21 protein-coding genes are annotated in these 20218 nt (G+C 69.1%); 15 read left to right on the forward strand and 6 right to left on the reverse strand.

The window, feature by feature from the left end; all coding sequences use genetic code 11:
- Window positions 1–32: 32 nt before the first annotated feature.
- From OG205_RS35225 to OG205_RS35240, 4 genes are all read left to right on the forward strand, one after another.
- Entirely contained in the window at window positions 33–818 is a 786-nt protein-coding gene (locus OG205_RS35225; protein ID WP_319976956.1) for a cytochrome c biogenesis CcdA family protein, read from the forward strand.
- Window positions 819–859: 41 nt separating this feature from the next.
- Window positions 860–2335, forward strand: coding sequence for a cytochrome c biogenesis protein ResB (resB, locus tag OG205_RS35230; RefSeq protein WP_330278296.1), 1476 nt, complete (start codon window positions 860–862; stop codon window positions 2333–2335).
- A complete protein-coding gene (gene ccsB, locus OG205_RS35235) occupies window positions 2335–3246 on the forward strand; it encodes a c-type cytochrome biogenesis protein CcsB (protein WP_330272218.1) in 912 nt (303 codons plus the stop codon). The genes resB and ccsB overlap by 1 nt, the downstream gene beginning before the upstream one ends.
- A gap of 102 nt (window positions 3247–3348) precedes the next feature.
- Window positions 3349–4683, forward strand: coding sequence for a MinD/ParA family ATP-binding protein (locus tag OG205_RS35240; RefSeq protein WP_330272219.1), 1335 nt, complete (start codon window positions 3349–3351; stop codon window positions 4681–4683).
- A gap of 53 nt (window positions 4684–4736) precedes the next feature.
- On the opposite strand, the gene OG205_RS35245 is transcribed toward OG205_RS35240, so the two are convergent.
- Together OG205_RS35245 and OG205_RS35250 are read right to left on the reverse strand one after the other, a co-directional pair.
- A complete protein-coding gene (locus tag OG205_RS35245; protein WP_086667950.1) occupies window positions 4737–4904 on the reverse strand; it encodes a hypothetical protein in 168 nt (55 codons plus the stop codon).
- Window positions 4905–4961: 57 nt separating this feature from the next.
- The gene (locus tag OG205_RS35250) at window positions 4962–5168 is read right to left on the reverse strand and encodes a BldC family transcriptional regulator (RefSeq protein WP_030473853.1); all 207 of its coding nucleotides are present in this window, start codon (window positions 5166–5168) and stop codon (window positions 4962–4964) included.
- Between the two features lie 258 nt (window positions 5169–5426).
- Between OG205_RS35250 and OG205_RS35255 the strand changes: the two genes are divergently transcribed.
- From OG205_RS35255 to OG205_RS35295, 9 genes are read left to right on the forward strand one after another with little or no spacing between them, the layout of a single operon-like run.
- Window positions 5427–5891, forward strand: a complete 465-nt coding sequence (locus OG205_RS35255; protein ID WP_330272220.1) for an Lrp/AsnC family transcriptional regulator — start codon at window positions 5427–5429, stop codon at window positions 5889–5891.
- A 4-nt stretch (window positions 5892–5895) separates the two neighbouring features.
- Window positions 5896–6165: a DUF4229 domain-containing protein gene (locus OG205_RS35260; protein WP_330272221.1), complete on the forward strand. Its 270-nt coding sequence runs from the start codon at window positions 5896–5898 to the stop codon at window positions 6163–6165.
- 27 nt (window positions 6166–6192) lie between these two features.
- On the forward strand, window positions 6193–7281 hold the full coding sequence (locus OG205_RS35265; RefSeq protein WP_319976803.1) for a PLP-dependent cysteine synthase family protein: 1089 nt from the start codon (window positions 6193–6195) through the stop codon (window positions 7279–7281).
- A gap of 55 nt (window positions 7282–7336) precedes the next feature.
- Window positions 7337–7642 (forward strand): hypothetical protein, encoded by a 306-nt coding sequence (locus OG205_RS35270; protein ID WP_330272222.1) that lies wholly within the window; start codon window positions 7337–7339, stop codon window positions 7640–7642.
- On the forward strand, window positions 7639–10935 hold the full coding sequence (locus OG205_RS35275) for a hypothetical protein (protein WP_330272223.1): 3297 nt from the start codon (window positions 7639–7641) through the stop codon (window positions 10933–10935). Before OG205_RS35270 ends, OG205_RS35275 begins: the two co-directional genes overlap by 4 nt.
- The gene (locus OG205_RS35280; RefSeq protein ID WP_330272224.1) at window positions 10935–11351 is read left to right on the forward strand and encodes a hypothetical protein; all 417 of its coding nucleotides are present in this window, start codon (window positions 10935–10937) and stop codon (window positions 11349–11351) included. The genes OG205_RS35275 and OG205_RS35280 overlap by 1 nt, the downstream gene beginning before the upstream one ends.
- Window positions 11348–12331, forward strand: coding sequence for a hypothetical protein (locus OG205_RS35285; protein ID WP_330272225.1), 984 nt, complete (start codon window positions 11348–11350; stop codon window positions 12329–12331). Before OG205_RS35280 ends, OG205_RS35285 begins: the two co-directional genes overlap by 4 nt.
- Window positions 12331–12780 (forward strand): hypothetical protein, encoded by a 450-nt coding sequence (locus OG205_RS35290; protein ID WP_330272226.1) that lies wholly within the window; start codon window positions 12331–12333, stop codon window positions 12778–12780. Before OG205_RS35285 ends, OG205_RS35290 begins: the two co-directional genes overlap by 1 nt.
- Window positions 12780–13181 (forward strand): hypothetical protein, encoded by a 402-nt coding sequence (locus OG205_RS35295; RefSeq protein ID WP_330272227.1) that lies wholly within the window; start codon window positions 12780–12782, stop codon window positions 13179–13181. The genes OG205_RS35290 and OG205_RS35295 overlap by 1 nt, the downstream gene beginning before the upstream one ends.
- Before the next feature lie 4 nt (window positions 13182–13185).
- Here the strand turns inward: OG205_RS35295 and OG205_RS35300 are convergent, their stop codons facing one another.
- A complete protein-coding gene (locus OG205_RS35300) occupies window positions 13186–14058 on the reverse strand; it encodes a 1,4-dihydroxy-2-naphthoate polyprenyltransferase (protein ID WP_330272228.1) in 873 nt (290 codons plus the stop codon).
- Window positions 14059–14105: 47 nt separating this feature from the next.
- On the reverse strand, window positions 14106–15206 hold the full coding sequence (locus OG205_RS35305; protein ID WP_330272229.1) for a hypothetical protein: 1101 nt from the start codon (window positions 15204–15206) through the stop codon (window positions 14106–14108).
- A gap of 140 nt (window positions 15207–15346) precedes the next feature.
- Here OG205_RS35305 and OG205_RS35310 point away from each other — a divergent pair, with 140 nt between their 5' ends.
- A complete protein-coding gene (locus tag OG205_RS35310; RefSeq protein ID WP_330272230.1) occupies window positions 15347–16582 on the forward strand; it encodes an RNA-guided endonuclease InsQ/TnpB family protein in 1236 nt (411 codons plus the stop codon).
- A gap of 38 nt (window positions 16583–16620) precedes the next feature.
- Here the strand turns inward: OG205_RS35310 and menE are convergent, their stop codons facing one another.
- Together menE and OG205_RS35320 are read right to left on the reverse strand one after the other, a co-directional pair.
- Window positions 16621–17655 carry an o-succinylbenzoate--CoA ligase gene (menE, locus tag OG205_RS35315; RefSeq protein WP_330272231.1) on the reverse strand — a complete coding sequence of 345 codons (1035 nt, stop codon included), beginning with the start codon at window positions 17653–17655 and terminating at the stop codon, window positions 16621–16623.
- A gap of 11 nt (window positions 17656–17666) precedes the next feature.
- Complete coding sequence (locus OG205_RS35320; protein WP_330272232.1) at window positions 17667–18569, reverse strand: 1,4-dihydroxy-2-naphthoyl-CoA synthase; 903 nt, start codon at window positions 18567–18569, stop codon at window positions 17667–17669.
- Between the two features lie 71 nt (window positions 18570–18640).
- On the opposite strand from OG205_RS35320, the gene menD reads away from it, so the two are divergent.
- Entirely contained in the window at window positions 18641–20212 is a 1572-nt protein-coding gene (gene menD, locus OG205_RS35325; RefSeq protein ID WP_330272233.1) for a 2-succinyl-5-enolpyruvyl-6-hydroxy-3-cyclohexene-1-carboxylic-acid synthase, read from the forward strand.
- The last annotated feature ends 6 nt before the right edge of the window (window positions 20213–20218 follow it).

The raw sequence follows: 20218 nt of genomic DNA on the forward strand, positions 1-20218 counted from the left end.
CGGTGGTCGCGTGATCTGGGCAACTACCTACTCTGAGGTCTGTGAACCCCACCGATCTGGCGATCTCCGGGCCGTTGCTGCTGGCCACCGGGGTTGCCTTGCTCGCTGGGTTCATCTCGTTCGCGTCACCGTGCGTGGTGCCGCTCGTGCCCGGCTACCTCGCGTACCTCGCCGGTCTGGTCGGTGCCGAGGCGCCTCGGGTGGAGGCGAACGAGCCGGCGAAGCAGGGCCGGTGGCGCGTCGCCGGGGCCTCGTTGCTGTTCGTGCTCGGGTTCACGGTCGTCTTCGCGTTGGCCTCGATGGCCATCCTCGGTGCGTCGGACGCGTTGTTCCTCAACGCCGATCTGTTCCAGCGCATCGGTGGTGTCGTCACGATCCTGATGGGACTGGTGTTCCTCGGACTCGTGCCGGCGTTGCAGAAGGACGTGCGGTTCCACACCAAGCCCAACGCCGGGTTGTTCGGCGCTCCGGTGCTCGGGGCCGTGTTCGCGCTCGGGTGGACGCCGTGTCTCGGGCCGACGCTGGCCGGCGTGCTCGCCGTCGCGCGCAGCACCGAGGTCGGGTCGTCGACGGCGCGCGGTGCGGTGCTGGTCCTGGCCTACTGCCTGGGGCTCGGGTTGCCGTTCGTGGTGCTCGCGCTCGGCGCTCGGTGGGCGCTGGGCGTCACGAAGTGGCTGCGCACGCACGCCCGGCAGGTGCAGATCTTCGGTGGCGTGCTGCTGATCCTGGTCGGGATCGCGCTGGTCACCGGGCTCTGGGGTGAGTTCGTCGGGTGGCTGCGCTACTCGTTCGTCGACGTCGTGAGGCTGCCGCTCTAGTGATCGCCTTCCTCCGCAACACGTGGCGCGGGCTCACCTCGATGAGGACCGCGCTGACCCTGCTGTTCCTGCTCGCGCTCGCGGCGATGCCCGGCGCGTTGCTGCCACAGCTCTCGCTCAACGCCGCGAAGGTCGACGACTACGTCGCCCAGCGCGGCTGGTGGGGCCAGCTGCTGCTCAAGCTCGGGTTCTTCGAGGTGTACGCCACGCCGTGGTTCGCCGCGATCTACCTGCTGCTGTTCACGTCCCTCGTCGGGTGTCTGCTTCCCCGCACGTGGGAGTACTTCAAGCAGATGCGCGCGAAGCCGGTGCTCACGCCGCGCAATCTCTCGCGGATGCCGCACCACGCCCAGGCCGAGCTCGACGTGACGCCGGACGAGGCCGTCGCACGAGCCAAGAAGGTCCTGCGCGGCTGGCGGATGGAGACCGGTGAGGACACGGTCAGCGCCGAACGCGGGTTCCTGCGCGAGACCGGCAACCTGATCTTCCACTTCGCGCTGCTCGGCCTGCTGGTGTCGTTCGCGCTGGGCAAGATGTTCAACTACGAGGGCCAGATCATCGTCCAGGCCGACGGCGGCCAGTTCTGCAACGGCGGCATCTTCAACTACGACCAGTTCCGGCCGGGCCTGCGGGTCGACGGCACGGACCTCACGCCGTTCTGCGTCGAGATCGGCAAGTTCTCCGCCGAGTACCTCGACAACGGCCAGCCCGTCGGCTTCAAGGCGGACATCCGCTACCAGTCGGGCGAGAGCCTCGCCTCGAACACCTGGAATCCGTACACGCTGCAGGTCAACCACCCGCTGCGCACCGAAGGCGACCGGCTCTACCTGCTCGGCCACGGTTACACGCCGACGTTCACGGTGACGTTCCCCAACGGCGAGAAGCGCACGCAGGGCATCCAGTGGCTGCCGACCGACCAGCTCACGCTGGCCTCGGAGGGCGCGACGAAGTTCGACCCGCCCGGAGTCACGGACTCCGAGACGCGGCGCAAGAACCAGATCGCGGTGACGGGCCTGCTGGCGCCGACGCCGTTGCTGCACGGCAACATCCTGAACTCGAAGTTCCCGGCGCTGAACGACCCGATGGTCGCCGTCGACGTGTACCGCGGCGACCTGGGCGTGGACGACGGCCGCGGCCAGTCGATCTTCTCGATCGACCAGAAGATGGTCGACCAGGGCCGGTTGCAGAAGGTCGCGCGCAAGAACCTCGCGCTGGGCGAGGAGATCGCGCTCGACGACGGCACGAAGGTGCGCTTCGACTCCGTGAGCGACTGGGTGTCGTTGCAGGTCTCGCACGACCCGACCCAGGGTTACGTGCTGATGTTCGCCATCCTGATCATCCTCGGCCTGGGGGTCTCGCTGACCGTCAAGCGCCGCAGGGTGTGGGTCCGTGCGACTCGTCTGGACGACGGGCGTACTTTGGTCGAGGTCGGTGGGCTCGCCCGCACTGACCAGGCAGGATACGGCGAGGAGTTCACGCGGCTCGCCCGCGCGGTGCTGAACGAGGAGAAGTCCTGATGCCGGTCAACGAGACCCTCGCGACCTACAGCGACTGGCTGTACCGCAGCGCACTCGGGGTCTACCTCTTCGCGATCCTGCTCTACGCGGTCGAGCAGGCCTTCGCCCGTGCCCCGCGCAAGGCGCTGGTGGGCGCCGGCGGGCCGGACGTCCTCGTCGACGAGCCGAAAGCCGAGCTGACCAGGGCCGAGCGCATCGGCCGCATGGGCGCCGCGATGACGGTCCTCGGCGCGGTGCTGCACCTCGGATCGTTGGTCATGCGCGGACTCTCAGCCGGGCGTGCGCCGTGGGGCAACATGTACGAGTACATGTCGCTGCTGTGCCTCGCGGCCGTGGTGACGTGGATCGTGCTGATGGCGAAGTTCCCGATCCGCCGTCTCGGCGTGTTCGTGCTGCCGCCGATCCTGGTCCTGCTGTTCCTCGGCGGCACCGTCCTGTACGCCGAGGCCGCGCCCGTCCAGCCGGCGCTGCGGTCGTACTGGCTGGTGATCCACGTCTCGGTGATCTCGATCTCGTCCGGTGTGCTGCTGATCCCCGGCGTGACGTCGATCCTCTACCTGCTCAAGGACTCCAGGTCGGACCGCTTCCCGAAGCTGCCGTCCGCCGACGTGCTCGACCGGATGTCGTACCGGACCACCGTGCTGGCGTTCCCGCTGTTCACGGCCGGGATCATCCTCGGCGCGATCTGGGCGGAGGCCGCGTGGGGCCGGTTCTGGGGCTGGGACCCGAAGGAGACGGTCGCGTTCGTCTCGTGGGTGGTCTACGCGGCGTATCTGCACGCGCGAGCTACGGCCGGATGGCGTGGCCGTGGAGCCGCTTGGATCAACATCGCGGGCTTTGCCCTGAACGTGTTCAACCTGTTCTTCATCAACTTGGTCACCAGCGGGTTGCATTCGTACGCGGGTCTCTAACGAGTTAGCCCCCAGGTCGATGGAACCGTTGCCGGTTGCGTACCGTCGCAACCTGGGGGTCGGGGAAGTCTCGGTCCCTCTTGCTCAGGGAGGGCCACAGCGGTGACATGGCAACCACCGGGTGAGGAACAGGGCTCCGGCCCGCAGTACGTCGACCCGCAGGCGGCGGCCTACCTCGACCCGCAGCAGTCCGGTCCGCAGCACGTCAGCGGCGGCCAGTCCGGCCCGTACAACTTGGGCAACCAGTCGGGGTCCTACCAGGTGCCCGGCAACGCCTCCGGCCCGTACCAGGTGCCAGGCAACGCCTCCGGCCCCTATCAGGTGCCGGGCAACGCCTCCGGCCCGTACCAGGTGCCGGGCAACGCGTCGGGTTCCTACCCGGTGCCGGGTGCGCAGTCAGGCCCCTACCAGGTGGGTGGCGGCCAGTCGGGTCCCCACAACACCCCGAACACCGCGCAGTACGGCCAGTTCGCCGGCGCTCAGTACCCGAACAACTTCCCGCAGCAGGAGTACCGCTCGCAGGCACAGGAAGTGTCGTCGCAGCAGCTGATCAAGAAGGAGAAGCGTCCGCCGACCTCTGGCTGGCGCAAGTCCCTGCACTCGCTGACCGGTGGCGCCATCAACCTCGGCGAGAGCCCCGCCGACGTGCGGCGACGCGAGCTGATCGCCCGGATCAACCAGCCGCTGCGCGGGTGCTACAAGATCGCGATGCTGTCCCTCAAGGGCGGCGTCGGCAAGACCACGACGACCACGACGCTGGGTTCGACGTTCTCGTCGCTGCGCGGCGACAGGGTGGTCGCGGTCGACGCGAACCCCGACCGCGGCACGCTGGCGTTGAAGATCCCGCGCGAGACCACGGCGACCGTGCGTCACCTGCTGCGCGACGCCCCGAAGATCAAGAAGTACAGCGACGTGCGCGCGTACACCTCGCAGTCGCCGGCGCGCCTCGAAGTGCTGGCGTCCGAGCAGGACCCGTCCGTCTCGGAGGCGTTCAGCGAGGACGACTACCGGCGCACGGTGGACCTGCTGGAGCTCTTCTACAACATCGTGCTCACCGACTGCGGCACCGGCCTGATGCACTCCGCGATGAAGGGCGTCCTGGACGAGGCGGACTCGCTCGTCCTGGTGTCGTCCGGCTCGGTCGACGGCGCGCAGACGTCAGCGGCGACGCTCGACTGGCTGGAGGCGCACGGCTACCGCGACCTGGTCGCGAAGTCCGTCTGCGTGATCAACTCGGTGCGCCCGAAGTCGGGCAAGGTCGACCTCGACAAGCTCGCCGCGCACTTCCAGCAGCGATGCCGCGCCGTGGTCCGCCTGCCGTTCGACGAGCACCTCGAAGAAGGCGCGGAGATCGCACTGGACCAGCTCGCGCCGGAGACCCGGCTCGCGCTGCTGGAACTTGCCGCCGTGGTGGCGGACGACTTCCCGCACTCCTGAGCCGGTCTGAAAACTAGCGGAAAGGGGTCCTGTTGATCAGGGCCCCTTTTCCGTCACTCGTCGCGCTTGCGCTGCTCATCGAGCTTGCGCAGGAACTCCGGGTCGTCGTCGGGCGCGATCACCTTGCGGCCTGGGGTGTACTCCGAGTGCTGCGGGGCGAACGCTCGCCACACGAGCACAGCCACGGTGAGCGCACCGATCACCGCCAGCAGGTAGATCATCGTGTCGCCACCTCCCTTTGCCACGAGATTACCCGCGGCACAGGGATAACTACGGTTTCAGTGGCGGACGGGTTCAGTCGCCTCGGTGGTCAGCTCCGAAAGCAGAGCCTTCACCTCGGTCTCACGGAACCTGCGATGTCCTCCAGGGGTGCGGATCGAGCCGATGCGACCTGCGGTGGCCCATCGGGTCACGGTCTTCGGGTCGACCCGGAACAGATTGGCGACTTCCCCAGGCGTCAAGAGCCGCTCGGTGGCTGCAGTCACTCGTCCTCCTCAGATCAGACGTTCCGGTCTGATCGTGGCATCTGACCCATCAGGTACTCGAACGCTTGTTTTTTGGTAAAGAGGTAGTAAGGGACGACCAGGGCGATTCGGACAGTTCACACTGCGCTCGCTCCGCTCGCGCGGCGAGTTCGCCGGGAAGTCGGCCGACGCGAACTCGCGACCCGTGTGATCGCCACGATCAGCGCGCATGTGTGACCGCCGCTACGCGAGTGCACGCGTGGGCTTAGGGTGTTTGGGGTGGATGCTCTTGATCGACAGATCATCGCCGCACTTCGTGCCAACGGCCGGGCCACGTACGCCGACCTCGGCAGGCAGGTCGGCCTGTCCGCCTCCGCCGTGCACGAGCGAGTCGGCAAGCTCGAGTCCAGCGGCGTGATCGTCGGGTATCACGCGGTCGTCGACCCCAGCGCGGTCGGCCTGGGCGTGACGGCCCTGATCGGCATCCACCCCACCGACATCGCGGACGACAACGAGGTCGCGGTCGCCTTGGCCGAGCTCAACGAGGTCGAGTCCTGCTACCGGGTGGCGGGCGACGAGTCGTTCATCGTGAAGGTCAGGGTCTCGACGGTTGACGATCTGGAGCGCGCGCTCGGGCGGTTGCGGCGCATCCACGGTGTGGCCCGCACGCGCACGACGGTGGTGCTTTCCACGCGCTTCGAGGGACGCCCGAACACCGGTGACGAGGAAGGCGACGTAACCTGAACGGGTGCTCGCTCGTGATGTGACGCTCTACGTCCTCGCCCGCCTCGGCCTCGTGGCCGTGGTGATGGGCGCGCTCATGTTGTTCAAGGTTCCTTTGCTGCCCGCCCTCGCCGTGGCCGTGGTCGTGGCGCTGCCGGCCTCGCTGTTCATCTTCAAGGGGTTGCGGGAGCGGGTCGCGACCGGCCTCGACGCCCACCAGGCCGTGCGCAGGGCCGAGCGCGAGAAGCTGCGTTCCGAACTGCGTGGTGACGAAGGTCCTCTCACCCAGGCGTAGGACGTTTGCCCGGTTATCGTGCGGGCTGTGAGTACCTCCGTTGACCGCGTTTGCAGCAGGACCAGGCACTGGGTGTGCGAGGCCGTCGGGATCATCGAGGCGGACGCGAACCGCAGCGCGGACACGCATCTGCTGCGCTACCCGTTGCCGCTCGAATGGGGCATCGACCTCTACCTGAAGGACGAGTCGACGCACCCCACAGGTTCGTTGAAGCACCGCCTGGCGCGCTCGTTGTTCCTCTACGCGATCTGCAACGGCTGGATCACCGGTGGCACGCCCGTCATCGAGGCCTCCTCCGGTTCGACGGCGGTGTCCGAGGCGTACTTCGCCCGGCTGCTCGGGCTGCCGTTCATCGCGGTGATGCCCCGCTCCACCTCGGCGGAGAAGGTCGCGCTGATCGAGCGTCAGGGCGGCAGGTGCCACTTCATCGACGAGCCGTCGGCGCTCTACGACGAGTCGCGGCGGCTGGCGTCCGAACTCGGCGGCCACTTCATGGACCAGTTCACGCACGCCGAGCGCGCCACGGACTGGCGGGGCAACAACAACATCGCCGAGTCGATCTTCGAGCAGATGAAGCTGGAGCCGTCGCCCACCCCCGACTGGATCGTCGTGGGCGCGGGCACGGGCGGCACGTCGGCCACGATCGGCCGGTACATCCACTACCAGAAGCTGAACACGCGGCTCGCCGTCGTCGACCCCGAGCACTCGGTCTTCTTCGACGCGTGGCGCGACGGCAACCGCGACCTGGTCGCGACGCGCGGGTCCGGCATCGAGGGCATCGGGCGGCCGCGGGTGGAGCCGTCGTTCATCGGCGAGGTCATCGACCGGATGATCAAGGTGCCGGACGCGTCGTCCGTCGCGACGATCCGGTACGTGGAGGACCTGCTCGGACGGCGGGTCGGCGGGTCGACCGGGACGAATCTCTGGGGAGCGTTCCAGATCGTGGCCGAGATGAGGCAGTCGCGCACCCGCGGAAGCGTGGTGACTTTGTTGTGCGACGGCGGCGAGCGTTACGCGAACACCTACTACGACGACACATGGGTATCCGCTCAGGGCATGCATCTCGACCCGTGCCTTGAACGTCTCGACAACTTCCACCGCACGGGGAACTGGTGACGAGAGTTCTGCGTCACAGCGTGACCTGAGCACCTGAGTCCGCAGGGGGGACGCTGTGTCGTCGCTGTTCACCGACGCGGCCGAGATGCGCGCGTACGCCGAGTACCTGCGCACCGAGGCCCAAGAGTTCGACACGATCCGCAAGTACGTCCACGCCACGGCGTGCGACAAGGCGGGCTTCACCGGCCTGCTGACGTTGCTGCAGCCGGGCGTGGACATCGTGCGGGCGCTGTTCGACGAGACGCTCGACTTCGGCAAGTCGAAGCTCGAAAGCACGGCTTCGGCGGTGGACGCGACGGCGAAGGGCTACGAGGACATCGACGCCCTGCAGCGGCGGATCTTCGAGGGGCTGCTGAAGTGACCACCGCGTCCTACAGTTCCCCGCGCCCGGTCGCGGCCTCGCTCAAACAGCCTGACGTCGACACGGCGTCGTTGAACGACGTCCTGCGCGACCAGGGCTGGGGCGTGCAGGCGGTCAACTGGGTGTTCGAGGCCGTGACCGGCGAGAGCCTGGTCTCCACGATCATCACGCCGATCACCGGCGACTGGTCGAAGATCCGTGCGGACGGCGACGCCTGGCGCATGGTCGGCAACGCCATGAACGACGTCTCGTACAACCTCACCGACGCCGTGGGCAAGGTGCGCGGCCACTGGGACGGCGACGCGGCTCGCGCCCACGAGAAGTACATCGCTCTCGGCTGGAAGGCGGGCCTGCTCGCCGAGATGGGTGTCGCCCAGCTGATCGCGAAGGGCTTCGACACGGTCGCTTCCGGCGCCGAGGCCCTGGGCAAGCAGGCCGCGCGCCTGCTCGACTACCTCGTCAACAAGCTCCTCGAAGCCGCCGCCACCGTCTGGATCCCGGTCGCCGGCTGGATCAAGGCAGCCGAGATGGTCTGGAACGCGTACCAGATCTACCGGCGCGTGATGGACATCATCGACACGGTCCAGAAGCTCATCGCCGACGTGAAGGCGCTCTTCGACGCCGTCGGCCGCGTCTTCTCCGCCATCGGCAAGCTCAAGGACGCCGACTCCCTCGCCGAGGCCATGAACGCCACCCAGGAGGTGGCGGAGGCGGGCCGCGACGTCCGCAACGCCGTCAGGGACATCAGCGACGACGCCGCGTCCATCAAGGACTCGGCCACCGAGATCGCCGACCGGGGCCGCGACGTCGGCTCGAAGGTCCGCGAGATCTACACCCCGCCAGGCGGTTCGGAGGACACCAAACCGGCCGCCGTCTCCTCTGTGGCGCCCGGCGGGGCTTCGGTAGCGCCCCCGCCCACCCTGCACGCCGGACCCGACGCTCCTGCCACCCACGCCGCGGCAGCCACCGGCCCAGCCGTGTCCGCGCCGCCTTCGACGGGCGGCGGCGGAGGTGGCGGCATGCCGACCGGCGGCGTTCCCACCGGCGGTCACTCCAGCGCAGGCGGCGTGCCTTCGTCCGGCGGCCACGGCCCTGTCGTGCCACCCAGCATCAACACCACCCACGCGGCCAGCGCAGCCCCCGCCGCGGCCCCGCCGACCTCCCACCAGCCCGTCATGGGCGGCGCGATGCCGATGGGCGCCCCCATGGCCCCCGGCGCGGGCGGCGGCGACCAGACCAGGAGCTCCGGCTCCCGTCCGGGCGCGGGCGGCGTCCCGTCCTTCCCGAGCGCGGGCGCCCCGACCGGGTCCAAGGCCCCCACGGGCCTGCCGACCCCTCCCGGTCACGCCTCAGGCCTTCCCACCCCGCCCGCGACCCCGGCGTCCGGCACTCGCCCCGGTGGCTCCGGACTGCCCACGCCCCCGTCGGGCACCGGCACGTCGGGCAGCCACCCCGGCACGCACCAGACGCTAGGTTCCGCAGGCACCCACCCGACACCCGGCTCAGGCAGCGGCCTGCCGACCCCGCCGAACTCGGGCAGTCACGCAACGCCTGGCTCGGGCAGCGGCTTGCCGACCCCGCCCGATTCCGGCGCGCACGCGACGCCGGGTTCGGGCAGCGGCCTGCCGACTCCGCCGAACTCGGGTGCTCACCCGACGCCAGGCGGCTCCGGCCTGCCCACGCACCCTGACCACCCGACCGCCAGCTCGGGCACGGCGACCGCGCCGGCCCCGTCCCACACGGACGGCGGTCTCCCGTCGCCTCCCGGACACCCGACTCCCGGCACGGACCACCCGGCACCGAGTTCCGGTGGCGGTCTCCCGTCGCCTCCCGGACACGCGTCCCCGAGCGCGGGCGGCGGTCTGCCCTCCCCTCCCGGCCACCCGAGCCCCAGCACGGACCACCCGGCCCCCAGCGGCTCGGGAGGCTCGGCACCGCACGACGGCGGCACGCGTCCCCACGACACGACTCCTTCCGGCACCGCCCCGCACGACCCGTCGAGCCCGCGTCCCCACGACACCACGCCCAACGGGTCCACGGACACCAAGCCTCACGACACCCCGGACGGCACCAAGCCTCACGACGCCGACACCCGGCCGCACGACGCTGATCCGAAGCCGCACGACACCGACCCGAAGCCGCACGACACCGACCCGAAGCCTCACGACGCTGACGCGAAGCCTCACGACAGCGACACCAAGCCCCACGACGCTGACGCGAAGCCTCACGACGCTGACGCGAAGCCTCACGACAGCGACGCGAAGCCGCACGACGCCGACACCAAGCCTCACGACGGCGACGCCCGGCCCGACGACGGCAAGCCGCACGACACCGACGCGAGCGGTGCCGAGGACGTCAGGCCCCACGACACCCAGCCGGACCACGACACCCCGGCCACCCACGACACCGACCCCAAGCCCGGCCACGACGACGCCACCACCCCCGGCCACAACGACAACGGCGACGGCAGCACCCCTCCGCCGCCCACCGGCCCGGACCTCAAGGGCCACTTCGACGCGGCCGCCATGGCGGCGCAGGGTCAGGGCTACCAGCACCAGCTCGAGCAGATGCTGCCCAACCAGGCCGACCGCGACCGGTACGTCGAGCTGAGCCAGAAGCTGTCCACCGACCTCAGCCCGGCCGAGGCCCAGCACGTGGCCGACGTCCGCAACCAGATCAAGGTCGACTCCGGCGACATCGTCACCAAGGCCCTCAACCAAGGGGCGCTCAGCACCTACCTGCCCGACCAGCCGCACGCCGCCGGCACCAAGCAGGAGACCTGGCAGAACCAGATGGGCGGCTCGATCGCCCGCGGCCAGGACGTGGTCGACGTCAACACGCCGCAAGGGCTCAGGGACGGCCTCGCGCTCGACGACAAGGGCAAGGGCTGGACGCCCATCCCTGCGGGCGCGCCGAACGCGATGCAGCTCCGGTACGAGATCACCGACCAGAACGCCGGCGCGCACAACGTGCCGTTCGGCGGGCCGAAGAAGGACACGCCGGACTTCACCCAGCCAGGGCCGTACCCGGCGGACCAGTACCAGTCACCGCAGGAGAAGGCGCACTACGAGTCGTCGCAGCAGCAGATGGCGGCGGCAGGTGGTGCGGCGAAGCCGTACGACGGCTACGACCCGTTCACCGGTACCGGGTCGACGATGGGCGGGATGCCGGAGTGGCGCGTCGACGGCGGCACACCGTTGCCTGATCGTGCCGAGATCTGGCAGGTGAACGCGGACGGAACTGAGAAACTGCACGCCGTGTACGACCGCAAGTTCGGCTGGACGAAGCTCTGATGACCCAGTACTCCCAGGAGATGGCCGAGTACCGCGGCGAGACCTACTTCGCGGGCGCGGAAGGGAACGACGTGTGGATCCGCAAGATCCCCGGCGTGTCCTACGCGACCAGCGAAGGGTTCCAGACCTACGGGAACCGTGAGCTCAAAACGGTGGCTGTGAAAGAACTCCAGGCCTGGTACCTGGAAACGTGCACGGCCACCTGGCGCGGGCAGCCGTTCAACGTCGTCAGGACGGAGAACGGCAAGGCCGAGGCCGGGTACGCGGGCGGCGAGTACGTGTGGGCCGCGCAGAACGGGCTCGAAGGCGACCAGTACAACGGCTACCGGGCCACGCTCGACGTCGACGAGCTTCAGGACGTGCGGGTCGACCGCACCGACTTCCTGGCGCGGTGGAAGGAGAAGAACCCGGGATGAGCACCCCACAGGCCGTGCGCAAGGCGGCCGGCATCGGGCCGGAGACGATCCTGCAGAAGATCGTGCACCCCGCGATCGCGCAGCTCTACCTGGGCAACGTCGTGGTGCCCGGCAAGTTCGAACCGCACCGGGCGGCCGGGTTCGTGACGCGCGGGCAGGACTTCCCGCAGGGCACGTCCGACCAGTTCGCCGAGGCGTTCGGCGTCGACAAGGTCGCGGACTGGCCGAAGGGCACCCAGTACCTGCTGCGCTTCCTGGCCCACACCACCGAGCTCTTCGACACGAGCTTCGGCGGGCCGACGCTCGACGGCGCGCAGAAGATGGGCACGACCCGCGTCTACCCGGTCCCGTTCACCGGCACCGGCTACACGCCGAGCGCGAACCCCATCCCCGAGTACGTCATGGAGCTCGCCGAACTCCCCGCGGGCACGGAACTCTGGCGCTTCGAACCGGACGGCACCGGACGCAGCGTCGGCAAGTACCTCAACCGCCAGACCGGCTGGATCCCCACCGCGGACGTGAGCTTCGGTCCCGGAAGGTACTGGCAGGCCCCGGTTCCGCACCGCCCGACCGTCCGTCGTGGACTGATCGGGAAGTTCCAGGGACGGGACTTCGACATCGACTTCGGTCCGGCGCCCGGCTCCGTTCTGCTGCACCCGCTGGCCGGTCAGCCCGCGCCGCCGGACTTCACCGAGGAGAACGGCGTCCAGTTCCTCGAGGTGCCGGACGCGGTCGTCGAGGACCTCCAGCTGGTCCGCACGCTCTGCACGTACCGGGGTGCGGAGTTCGAGATCATCGGCGTCCTGGGCGACCAGGCCGTGCTCCACTTCCTCGGCGAGAACTACGAAACGGCCCTGCAGCTCGGTCTGTCCGAAGTAGACTTCCGGCAGTGGCGCACCCTCGCGCAGCGCGCCGAGGTGGGCGACATCCGCGGTGAGGCCAGGCCGATTCAGCGCGGGCTCTTCGCGAGGGAGAACTGATGACCACCCCGAAGGACAGCTGGAAGTCCGCGGAGCTGCGGGCGGCCGAGGCGCAGGTCGACGCGCGCTTCAAGGAGGCGCAGGACCTCGCGAACCGCCTCAAGGACACGCCGCTGCCGCCCGTTCCGCCGGTCGACTTCAAGGCGATCGCCCAGCAGGTCGAGCGGGCAGCGCAGGAGCGGGACGCGCCAGAACAGCTCAAAGCGTTGAAGCGCAAGGTGGACGCGGGCGAGTTCACCTGGGAGGACGTCGTCTCCGGCAAGGCGGCGCAGGACCCCGACGTGCAGGCCATGCAGCAGGAGAACGTCAACAAGATGAAGCAGGCGTTCCAGATGCTGCAGGAGGGCCTGACCGCCGAAGAGATCATGGCCGCCCAGGATCCGCGCAGGAACCGGGGTGACGACGGCGACGAGAACGCTCCCGACATCTTCACGGAGGACAAGTGGTGATGACGGCCTGGCGGACACCGGACATCCTCGCGGCGGAGGACTTCCTGACGGGCGCTGTCGCCGAGGCGGACCGCGCGATGCGCTCCGCCCAGCAGAACCTCAAGGGCAAGGAACCGTCCACTGAGGACATCCGCAGGGTGATGCAGTTCGCGAAGTCCAGCGACGCCTCACCGGCGATGCGTCAGCTCGCCGACCGGATCGCGCGCGGCGCCGGCCTGAGCTGGCGTCAGGTCCTCACCGGCGAGGCGGGCCACGATCCGCTGGTGCGCCAGGCACTCGACGCCGACCGCGCCAGGCTGAACGAGCTGATCAAGGGCGAGACGGCCCCGCCACCACCGCCGCGCAGGCCCGTGCGAACGGACGACGACGAGCCGACCCAGTTCACCGAGGACGCCTGGTAGAGCCTCAGTCCAGGACCAGGCCGGCGCTGACCAGCACGGCCCACGCCAGCATCGCGATCCCGGTGAACTGCAGCACCGGGATCAGGTCACGGCCGCCACGCCCGGCGGCCACCCGGCGCACGGCGGGCAGCAGCACCGGCGCCGCGAGGAAGCCCAGCAACGCGTACGGCACGCGCACGACCATCCCGAGCGCGATCAGGAACGGCACCGCGACCAGCGCCAGGTACAGCCTGCGGGTGTCCTTGTCGCCCAGCACCACGGCCAGAGTCCGCTTGCCCGACACGGCGTCCGTCGGGATGTCGCGCAGGTTGTTCGCCACCAGCACCGCGGCCGAGATCGACCCCATCGCGATGGACGCCCCGATGCCGATGCCGGTGATCTCGCCGGTCTGCACGTACAGCGTGCCCAGCACCGCGGCCGGGCCGAAGAAGAGGAACACCGCGATCTCGCCGAGGCCCGCGTAGCCGTACGGACGCTTGCCGCCCGTGTAGAACCACGCCCCGGCAATGCACACCGCGCCGAACCCGAGCAGCCACCAGTACCCCGACAACGCCACCAGCGCCACGCCGGCCAGCGCACCGACACCGAGCGAGATGAACGCCGCCAGCCGCACCTTGGCGGGCTCGGCGGCACCGGACCCGGTCAGCCGGAACGGTCCCACCCGGTCGTCGTCGGTGCCGCGGATGCCGTCGGAGTAGTCGTTCGCGAAGTTCACGCCGACCTGGAACGCCACCGAGACGACGAGAGCGAGCACCGTGTAGAGCACGTTGAACTCGTCGATGTGGTGCGCCGCAGCAGCTCCCACGACCACGGGGGCGATCGAGTTCGGCAGCGTGCGCGGGCGGGTCCCCTGGATCCACTGGACGACTGAGGCCATGCCTCCATCCTCCGGTATGGCTCCTGAGGACCCGCCGAAGGGGTGTATCAGCAGGCAGTAGCGCCGCTCACACCCGCGACGTACGCCTTGGCGATGTGCTTGCCCGACGCGATGCGGTACCAGACGTTCGACGTGCCCTGCGTGCCCGACACCGACTCGCCCGTGAGCTGGCAGGTCACCCTGACCTGGGCGTAGTTGCCGGCCAGACCCACCTGCGACGACGAGGAGTTCGCGCCGCTGCGGACGTTCACCGTGCCGTTGGCCGCGGACGTGCGGACCGTCCCGACAGGACCGGAGCCCGTCCACAGGTAGGTCACGGTCACCCACGAGTTCGTGGTCAGCTTCAGGCCGTCCCAGAACGTGCCGTCCGCCAGGTCGATGCCCGCCGGGTTCGCGACCTCACGCCCGTACTGGTCCTTGCCGCCGTTGTAGTTGTTCTCGTACGCCGCCTGCGCTTCCGGCTTGCCCTGCGGCAGGTCCTTCCAGTTCTCACGGGTCGCGGACGGGTTCCAGTAGTCGTCCTTGGTGTTCCACGGGCCGACGTCCCACACGGGCGCCCATTCGCAACGGCCGTTCGACGCGCACACCTGCACGCTGTAGTTGCCGGAGTTCTTGTTCGCCAGGCCACGCCGCGACGGCAGCGCGACGAAGTGGTCACGCGAAACGATCGTGTGGCCGTTCGCCGTGGTGCCACCCACGAGACCCTCACGCGTCGCGTAGACCCGGTACGAACGTCCAGCGGCAGCAACGGAAACGTCGTCAGCGGCCACGGTCGCGGGCGCCTGCCCGGCGGTCAGCTTCACGCGCGATGCCTTGCCACTGCTCAAAACCACGCGGGTCTCGATGGTGGACGTGGTCACCGGCAACGTCGCCGGCGCCTCCAGCCACTCGGTCCACTGGCCGTCGGCACGCAGGCCGCGCACGTCGACGACACCATCGCCGGTCACCGCCGCCGTGACCGCGTTGGCGGGCTGAGCGAGTCTGTGCGAGCCGAGCTCGATCAGGCCCGTGCGCGGGGAACCGCCCCACGTGACGGTGCGGCCGCTGACGTCAGCGGTCCACTCGTTCGAGGCAGCCGCCGCCTGGGCGGGCGATGCCAGACCGACCACCAGCGTGGCGCCGGCGACCAGCGGTAACAGGTAGCGCATGAAGAAACCCCCATCGCTAACGCACGCGGCTAGGGTTCCGCGCGCTTCGCGGGGAGAGTTGTCCTCAGCGGTAAAGGTTCACCTAAATCTCACGAGCGGCAGAAGCATCGGCCGCCCTTTTGGTCGTGTCGAGCAATGCCATGCTGATCGGCATGAAGCAGGTGGTGCAGGTGCGGTTGCTGCCGACGCCGGAGCAGGCGTCAGCACTGCTCGTGACTTTGCGCGCTTGCAATGCCGCTGCGTCATGGCTGGCTGGGCGCATGCACGCCGCCGGTGAGTTCCGGAAGTTCGACGTGCAGAAACGCTTCTACACCGAACTGCGGGAGCGATTCGGGCTGGCAGCGCAGCCAGCTATCCGGGTGATCGGCAAGACCACCGACGCCTATACGGCGTTGCGCGGCAACCTCACAGCCGGGAACTACGGACCACCGGGTTCGACACGGCGCCGGAAAGTCGTGGACACCCCGATCGTGTTTCGTCCAGATGCGGCGCAACCGTTCGATGCCCGCTGCTTGTCCTGGCAACTCGGAGACTCCGGCCGCGAGGGCACCGTGTCGGTCTGGAGCACCGCCGGTCGGCTCCGCAACGTGCGGATCATGGGGCACCCAGGCCATCTCGCGCTGCTGCGATCTGGCCAGATCAGAGAAACCGATCTCATCTGCCGCGACGGAGTATGGGTGCTACATGCTGTCGTCGACAGGCCTGGGGCTCCCCAGAGGGAGCCCGTGAACGGGTTCCTCGGGATTGACATGGGGATCGTGAACCTCGCAACGACCTCCGACGGCGATCGGATGTCCGGGGCTCGCCTGAACCGCTACCGCAGGCGGCAGCAGCGCCTCCGCAAGCGGTTGCAGGCCAAGAAGACCTCCTCCGCACGGCGGTTGTTGAAGAAACGCCGCCGAAAGGAGAATCGGTTCGCCGCTGACGTGAACCATCAGATCAGCAAGCGCATCGTGGCCGAGGCTGAACGCACCGGACGTGGCATCGCCGTCGAGCAGTTGACGGGAATCCGTGACCGGGTACGGCTTCGCAAGCCCCAACGGGCCACGCTGTCCTCCTGGGCGTTCGCCCAGTTGGGCCGGTTCCTCGCGTACAAGGCCGAGCAAGCAGGCCTCGCTTTCGTACAGGTCGATCCCGCTTACACCTCGCAACGTTGCAGCGACTGCGGCGTGATCGACAAGAAGAACCGGCGCTCGCAAGCGTCGTACGTCTGTGGCCGGTGTGGCTTCGTTGGGCACGCCGATCACAACGCGGCTCGAAACATCGCAACACGCGGTGTCGCGGGCTGGGGCGAAGTCATGCGTCCGCACGCAGCGCCCACCCTGGCAGCCGGCCAGGGCGGCAGCAGCAAGCCTGTCGGCACCCCCGGAACCTGAGAATCAGCCGGCAATCGCCTGCATCTCGGGGGACGAGCTCATGACCTAAAAGCGTTCGCGACGGCTGTCCTGTCGACCTTGCCCGGCCCGCGCAACGGCAGCTCGGACACGAACCGCACCAGCTTCGGCGCCGCCGCCCGGCTCACGTCCCGCGTCACGGCGGCCTTCAGATCGTCGACCGAAGGCTCCTCGCCGCGTGCGACGACCACGGCGGCCACGACCTGACCCCATTCGTCGTCCGGAATGCCGACGACACACGCCTCCAGCACGCCCTCGACGGTCGCCAGGGCCCGTTCGACCAGCACCGGAGGCACCTTCTCGCCACCCGTGACGATGACGTCGTCCGCGCGGCCCAGCACCTCCAGCCGTCCCTCGCGCAGCCGCCCGAGATCGCCGGTGCGGAACCACTCGCCGAACGGTTCCGCGCTGCCTCGGTACCCCAGCGCCAGCACCGGACCGCTGATCTCGATCACGTCGTCGGTGCGCAACGAGACGTCCCGCAACGGTTCGCCGTCGTACACGCACCCGCCGGCCGTCTCGCTCATGCCGTACGTCGTCACGACCTGCACGCCGAGCGCGCGCGCCTGCTCCAGCAGCTTCGGCGGGGTGGCGGCCCCGCCGATCAGCACGCCGTCGAACTGCCGCAGCGCCTCCAGCCCCGGCCCCTCGCCCACGACGAGCCGCGAGAGCTGCGTGGGCACCAAAGCGGTGTAGTGGCGTCCCGGCTCGTCCAGCACCGGCCGCGCGGCGTGCGCGAAACCCATGGCGCGGAAGCCCTTCGACATGTCGAGCACACCGGGATCCGTGCCGGCGACGATCGACCGCACCAGCACCTGCACCCCGGCGATGTGGTCGGTGGGCAGCGCCAGCAGCCACGTTCCGGGCCCGCCGAGGCGTTCGTGCGTGGCCTGGGCGGACGTCGTCAGCGCGTCCGCGTCGAGCAGCACCGTCTTCGGCTCGCCCGTCGACCCGGAGGTCGGCACGCCGAGCACGGCCCGCTTCTCCCAGCCGTCGAGCGGTCCGTCCACCAGCGGGTCGCCGCCCTGCAGGGCCGCGCGCAGTTCGTCGAGCATGTTCTACCTGCTCAGAAGTAGTACGGGTAGTTGGACCAGTCGGGGTCGCGCTTCTCCAGGAACGAGTCCCGTCCCTCGACGGCCTCGTCGGTCATGTAGGCGAGCCTGGTCGTCTCGCCCGCGAAGATCTGCTGTCCCACCAGACCGTCGTCGATCAGGTTGAACGCGTACTTGAGCATCCGCTGGGCGGTCGGCGACTTGCCGTTGATCTCGCGCGCCCACTGCAGCGCCGTGGTCTCCAGCTCGGCGTGCGGCACGACCTCGTTGACCGCGCCCATCTTGAACATGTCCTCGGCGGAGTACGTGCGGCCGAGGAAGAAGATCTCGCGGGCGAACTTCTGCCCGACCTGCCGGGCGAGATAGGCCGACCCGTAGCCGCCGTCGAACGAGCCGACGTCCGCGTCGGTCTGCTTGAACTTCGCGTGCTCCGCGCTCGCGATCGTGAGGTCGCACACGACGTGCAGGCTGTGCCCGCCACCTGCCGCCCAGCCGGGAACGACCGCGATGACGACCTTCGGCATGAACCTGATCAGCCGCTGGCACTCCAGGATGTGCAACCGCCCCGCACGTGCCGGATCCACGCTCTCCGCCGTCTCACCGGAGGCGTACTGGTAGCCGCTGCGACCACGAATCCGCTGGTCACCACCACTGCAGAAGGCCCAGCCGCCGTCCTTGGCGCTGGGGCCGTTGCCGGTCAGCAGCACACACCCGACGTCCGACGACATCCGCGCGTGGTCCAGTGCCCGGTACAGCTCGTCCACCGTGTGCGGCCGGAACGCGTTGCGCACCTCCGGCCGGTTGAACGCGATGCGGACCGTGCCCTGGTCGAGCGCCCGGTGGTAGGTGATGTCGGTGAAGTCGAAGCCCTCGATCGGCTTCCACAACGACGGGTCGAAGAGCTCCTGATCTGCCACGCGAGAGACTCTAAGCGCCCAGGACCGAGACCAGCGGGCGACCTCTCAGGTGTCCCGGTGACAATTGAGGGATGAACCCGTCCACGACGCAGGCGAGGGTGATCGTCGACGAACTGGTGCGCAACGGCGTGCGTCACGTCGTGCTGTGCCCCGGTTCGCGCAACGCCCCGCTGTCGTTCGCGCTGCACCAGGCCGAGCACAAAGGCCTGCTCACGGTGCACGTGCGCATCGACGAGCGCAGTGGCGGCTTTCTCGCCCTGGGCCTCGCCAAGACCGGCGAACCGGCCGTGGTGACGTGCACCAGCGGCACCGCTGTCGCGAACCTGCACCCGGCCGTCATCGAGGCGCAGCTCACGAACGTGCCGCTGATCGCGCTGACGGCCGACCGCCCGGTCGACCTCTACCGCACCGGCTCCAGCCAGACGATCAACCAGTACGACGTCCTCGGCATCCCGACGCTGCACATGCCGGAGGGCGCCGACGAGCCCACCACGCGGTCGTTGATCTGCCGTGCGATCGCCGCGGACGGCCCGTCGCACGTCAACGTGCCTTTCCGGCCGCCGCTCACACCGTCCGACGATCTCTGGCCCTCGTCGGACCGCGGCCCGTGGACGGAGACGGACCGCACGTTCACCGTCGAGACCAGGCCGTCCTCGCTGCCGGCCCGCACTCTGGTGCTGCTCGGCGACGACCGTCCGGAACGGCTGTTGAAGGCCTCTGCGCTGGGGTGGCCGGTGATCGCGGAGCCGACCGCGCCCGGTGGCCTGCGGCACGGGTCGTTGCTGCTCAACGCGGGCCTGCCGGAGCATCTGAAGCCCGATGCTGTGCTCGTCGTGGGTCGCGTCACTCTTTCGAGGGGGCAGCAGGCGCTGCTGGGAAGCACTCCAATCGTGCACGCCGTCGGTGACCAGGCGCAGTGGCCGGACGTCCAGTTCACCGCCACGCGCGCGTCGACCTGGCTGCCGGAGCCCGCCGCGCTCGACGACGAGTGGTCGCAGTCGTGGCAGAGCACGGTGAAGAACGTCAGCGCGGCCGTCGACGACCTCCTGGACGCCGAGCCGTGGCCGACCGGTCTGCACGTCGCGCGTGACCTGACGCAGGCGATGCCGCCGGGTTCGCTGCTGTTCGTGGGCTCGTCCAACCCGATCCGCGACGTCGACTTCGCGGGCGAACGGCGTTCGGACATCGCCGTGCACGCCAACCGGGGTGCCGCGGGTATCGATGGAAGCGTGTCCACGGCCATCGGGCTCGCCCTGAACCACGACGGGCCGGCGTTCGCGCTGATGGGCGACCTGACGTTCCTGCACGACAGCAACGGCCTGCTGGCCGACCGGGTGCCGGACCTGACGATCGTCGTGCTCAACGACGACGGGGGCGGGATCTTTTCATTGCTGGAACAAGGCGCACCTGAGTACGGCGGAAGTTTCGAAAGGATTTTCGGCACCCCGCACGGGACTGATCTGACCGCTTTGTGCGCGGGCTACCGAATTCCGCACTCCACAGTGGACGGCCAGGAGGAGTTCCGTAGCGCGATTGCGTCACCGAAGGGCCTCCAAGTGGTCGAAGTGCAGGCAAAACGTGACGAACTGCGCGCGTTGCACCAACGTCTCAAGTCGACGGTGTCAATCGTTTTCACCAGGTAGGAAACA

The organism is Lentzea sp. NBC_00516 (assembly GCF_036346835.1).
In the GTDB taxonomy this organism is placed as follows: domain Bacteria; phylum Actinomycetota; class Actinomycetes; order Mycobacteriales; family Pseudonocardiaceae; genus Lentzea; species Lentzea sokolovensis.